The 4,449-nt window shown below is 69.9% G+C and carries 5 protein-coding genes; all 5 read left to right on the top strand.

Annotation, left to right across the window (positions count from 1 at the left end):
• Positions 1–733, top strand: a 733-nt coding sequence (locus tag FFS27_RS29105; protein ID WP_256659707.1) for an acyl-CoA dehydrogenase family protein, incomplete at its 5' end; no start/stop codon positions are given.
• Positions 734–750: 17 nt separating this feature from the next.
• Positions 751–2,139 carry an LLM class flavin-dependent oxidoreductase gene (locus tag FFS27_RS29100; RefSeq protein ID WP_003089459.1) on the top strand — a complete coding sequence of 463 codons (1,389 nt, stop codon included), beginning with the start codon at positions 751–753 and terminating at the stop codon, positions 2,137–2,139.
• A 31-nt stretch (positions 2,140–2,170) separates the two neighbouring features.
• A complete protein-coding gene (locus FFS27_RS29095; protein WP_003089461.1) occupies positions 2,171–2,965 on the top strand; it encodes a MetQ/NlpA family ABC transporter substrate-binding protein in 795 nt (264 codons plus the stop codon).
• Positions 2,962–4,071, top strand: a complete 1,110-nt coding sequence (locus tag FFS27_RS29090) for a methionine ABC transporter ATP-binding protein (RefSeq protein WP_019485931.1) — start codon at positions 2,962–2,964, stop codon at positions 4,069–4,071. Before FFS27_RS29095 ends, FFS27_RS29090 begins: the two co-directional genes overlap by 4 nt.
• Positions 4,055–4,449 (top strand): methionine ABC transporter permease (locus FFS27_RS29085; protein WP_137952388.1); only part of this gene is annotated, 395 nt, incomplete at its 3' end. The genes FFS27_RS29090 and FFS27_RS29085, both read left to right, overlap by 17 nt.

The following is a 4,449-nucleotide window of genomic DNA, read 5'->3' as shown; positions in this document are numbered from 1 at the left end:
GTTCTACTGCACCGGCGCACTCTACGCGCAGCGGGTGCCGACCCTGGCGGTGGACGACGAGGGCCGCCAGCAACTGGCCTTCGTCCCGCGCGACAGCGCCGGGCTGGAAATCGTCGACGACTGGTCCGGCTTCGGTCAACGCACCACCGGCAGCGGTTCGGCGCTGTTCGACCGGGTAGCGGTGGCCGCCGAGGACGTGGTCTCGTTCCAGGACGCCTTCGAGCGCCCGACCACCGTCGGCCCGCTGGCGCAGATCCTCCACGCGGCGATCGACGCCGGGATCGCCCGCGGCGCCTTCGAGGACACCCTGCGTTTCGTCCGCGAGCGCGCCCGGCCCTGGGTCGACTCCGGCGTCGACAAGGCCAGCGACGACCCACTGACCATCCATGAGATCGGCCGCCTGGCGATCCGCCTGCACGCCGCCGAAGCGCTGCTGGAGCGTGCCGGGCGGGTGCTCGACCGGGCCACCGCCGAGCCGGACGCGGAAAGCGTGGCGGCCGCCTCGATCGCCGTCGCCGAAGCCCGCGCGCTGACCACCGAGGTCGCCCTGCTGGCCGGCAGCAAGCTGATCGAGCTTGGCGGCAGCCGCGCCTGTCTCGCCGAACGCGGTCTCGACCGCCACTGGCGCAACGCCCGCGTACACACCCTGCACGACCCGGTGCGCTGGAAGTACCACGCGGTCGGCGACTACTACCTCAACGGCCGCCTGCCGCCACGCCGCGGCACGCTCTGAACGCCGAAGGAACCGCCATGAGCAAGAAGCAGATTCTCCTAAACGCCTTCAGCATGAATTGCGTCGGCCATATCAACCACGGCCTCTGGACCCACCCACGCGACCGCTCCAGCGACTACCGCAAACTGCGCCACTGGACCGAGCTGGCCCGGCTGCTGGAGCGCGGCCTGTTCGACGGCCTGTTCATCGCCGATATCCTCGGCGTCTACGACGTCTACCAGGGCGGCATCGAGGTGACCGCCCGCGAAGCCGTCCAGTTGCCGGTGAACGACCCGCTGATGCTGGTCTCGGCCATGGCCGGGGTCACCGAGCACCTGGGTTTCGGCGTCACCGCCAACCTCACCTACGAGGCGCCCTACCCGTTCGCCCGGCGGCTCTCGACCCTCGACCACCTGAGCGACGGGCGGATCGGCTGGAACATCGTCACCGGCTACCTGGAAAGCGCGGCCAAGGCCATGGGCCAGTCCGCGCAGATCGAGCACGACCGCCGCTACGACCGCGCCGACGAGTACCTGGAGGTCCTCTACAAGCTCTGGGAGGGCAGCTGGGAAGACGACGCGGTGCTCGCCGACCGCCAGCGACGGGTCTACGCGCGGCCGGAGAAGATCCACAAGATCCGCCACCATGGCGAGTTCTACCAGGTCGAGGGCTACCACCTCGCCGAGCCCTCTCCACAGCGCACCCCGGTGCTGTTCCAGGCCGGCTCCTCGGAGCGTGGCCTGGCCTTCGCCGCGCGCCACGCCGAATGCGTGTTCGTCTCCGGACAGACCCGCGAGGCCACCCGCCAACTGGTGCAGCGCATCCGCGCGGCGGTGGTCGGCGCCGGCCGTCGCGCCGAGGACATCAGGATCTTCATGGGCATCAACGTGATCGTCGCCGCCACCGCGGCCGAGGCCCGCGACAAGCATGCCGAGTACCGCCGCTACGCCAGCCCCGAGGCCGGCCTGGCGCACTTCGCCAGCTCCAGCGGCATCGACCTGTCGCGCTACGGGCTCGACGAACCGATCCGCTACGAGAAGAACAACGCCATCGAGTCGGTGGTGAAGAACCTCACCGTGGCGCGCACCGACTCCACCGTGCGCAAGCTCCTCGATCAGTTGGCCCTGGGCGGCCGCTACGTGACCCTGGTAGGCGACCCGCGCCAGGTCGCCGACGATCTCGAAGGCTGGATCGCCGATACCGGCCTGGACGGCTTCAACCTGACCCGCACCGTGGAGCCGGAGAGCTACGCCGACTTCATCGACCTGGTGGTGCCCGAGTTGCAGGCACGCGGCAGCTACAAGACCGCCTACGCCCCCGGCACCCTGCGGGAGAAGCTCTTCGGCGGCGGCCGCGCGCGCCTGCAGGCGGAACACGCCGGCGCCGCCTTCCGCCAGCCCCCGGCCGCGCACCAGCGCCAGGCCTGACCCCACTTTCCCTTTCGTTCAGGAGCCCACCATGCTGAACACCCTGAAAACCCTGAGCCTGGCCGTCCTCCTCGGCAGCGGCCCGGTCCAGGCCGCCGACGCCCCGCTGAAGATCGGCACCACCGCCGCCTTCGCCCCGCCGCTGGAAGTCGCCGTGAGCGAAGCCGGCAAGCAGGGGTTGAAGGTCGAACTGGTCGAGTTCAGCGACTGGAACGCCCCCAACATCACCCTCGCCCAGGGCGACATCGACGCCAACTACTTCCAGCACGTGCCCTTCCTGGAAAACGCCAACCGCGAAGGCGGCTTCCGGCTGAAGCCGTTCGCGCCGGGGATCATCAACAACGTCGGGCTCTATTCGAAGCGCTACGCCAGCCTCGCAGAGTTGCCGGAAGGCGCCAGCGTGGCCATCGCCAACGACCCGATCAATGGCGGCCGCGGCCTGCAACTGCTACAGAAGGCCGGCCTGCTGAAGCTCAGGGACGGCGTCGGCTACAAGGCGACCCTCGACGATATCGTCGACAACCCGAAGGACATCCGCATCACCGAGCTGGAGGCGGTGCAACTGGCGCGCGCCCTCGACGATTTCGACCTGGCCCAGGGCTACCCGCACTACCTGCGCCTGGCCGGGACCATCGACCCGACCCGGGCGCTGCTGTTCGACGGGATCGACAACCGGGAATACGTGATCCAGTTCGTCACCCGCGGCGACTACCAGGACCGCGACGGCCGCCTGGCGCGCTTCGTCGACATCTACCAGCATTCGCCGGTGGTCCGCGCCGCGCTGGACAAGGCCCATGGCACGCTGTACCAGCCGGGCTGGGAGTGACGACCATGACCGTTCCCCCGAGCCTGCTGCCCCTCGAACCGTTCCCGACGGCGCCCGACACGCGCGCCTCCACGCCGCACATCCGCCTCCACGGCCTGGGCAAGCGCTACCCCGGCGGGGTCCAGGCCCTGCGGGAGATCGACCTGGAGATCCGCCGCGGCGAAGTGTTCGGCATCATCGGCCGCAGCGGCGCCGGCAAGTCCTCGCTGATCCGCACCCTTAATCGCCTGGAGCGTCCCAGCGAGGGGCAGGTGCTGATCGACGACGAAGACATCGGCGGCTACGACGGCCAGCGCCTGGTCGCCCTGCGCCGACGCATCGGCATGATCTTCCAGCACTTCAACCTGATGTCGGCCAAGACCGTGCGGCAGAACATCGCCCTGCCGCTGCGGGTGGCCGGGGTGCCCCGGGCACGGATCGAGGAGCGGGTCGCCGGGCTGCTGCAACTGGTCGGCCTGGAGGAAAAACGCGACGCCTATCCGGCACAGCTCTCCGGCGGACAGAAACAGCGCGTCGGCATCGCCCGCGCGCTGGTGCACCAGCCGCAGATCCTGCTCTGCGACGAAGCCACCTCGGCGCTGGACCCGGAGAGCACCCAGGCGATCCTCGCGCTGCTGCGCGACATCAACCGCCGGCTGGGCCTGACCATCGTCCTGATCACCCACGAGATGGCGGTCATCCGCGAGATCTGCGACCGCGTGGTGGTCCTCGAATGCGGCCGCATCGTCGAACAGGGCGAAGTCTGGGAAGTCTTCGGCGATCCGCGCCATGCCGTCACCCGAAGCCTGCTCGGCAGCCTGCGCGCCGCCCTCCCGGCCGACCTCCAGGCGCGGCTGCGCCAGGCTCCCGGCGCCGGCGACCCGGTGCTGCTCGATCTCCAGTACACCGGCGCCAGCCGACGGGTGCCGGACCTGCTGGCCATCGCCAGGGCCATCGGCCAGCGCGTCGACCTGCTCCACGGCGGCATAGAGCGGATCCAGGGCCGCGCCCTGGGGCGCCTGCTGCTACAGGTCGGCGCGCCGCCCGGCGAACTGCCCGGCGTGCTGGCGAAGGCCGCGCTGGTGGCGGACAAGGTGGAGGTGCTCGGCCATGTCGCCCATGCTTGAACGGCTCTGGCAAGGTTTCCTCGATACGCTGCTGATGATCGGCGCGTCCTCCGCCATCGTCCTGCTGGTGGGTATCCCGCTGGCCCTGGTACTGGTCACCACCGGGCCGGGCGGGATCTTCGAGGCGCGCCTGCTCAATCGCATCCTGGGCGGCCTGGTCAACGTGCTGCGTTCGGTGCCGTTCCTGATCCTGATGGTGGCGCTGATTCCCTTTACCCGGATGATCGTCGGCACCAGCTATGGGGTCTGGGCCGCGGTGGGGCCGCTTACCATCGCCGCCACGCCGTTCTTCGCGCGGAACGCCGAGGTCAGCCTGCGCGAAGTCGACCACGGCCTGGTGGAGGCGGCCCAGGCGATGGGCTGCGAACGCCGCCACAT

This window comes from Pseudomonas sp. 2VD (genome assembly GCF_005503585.1).
Lineage (GTDB): Bacteria > Pseudomonadota > Gammaproteobacteria > Pseudomonadales > Pseudomonadaceae > Pseudomonas > Pseudomonas aeruginosa.
The sequence above is the reverse complement of the archived record's forward strand: the minus strand, read 5'-3'. Positions and strand labels throughout refer to the sequence as shown.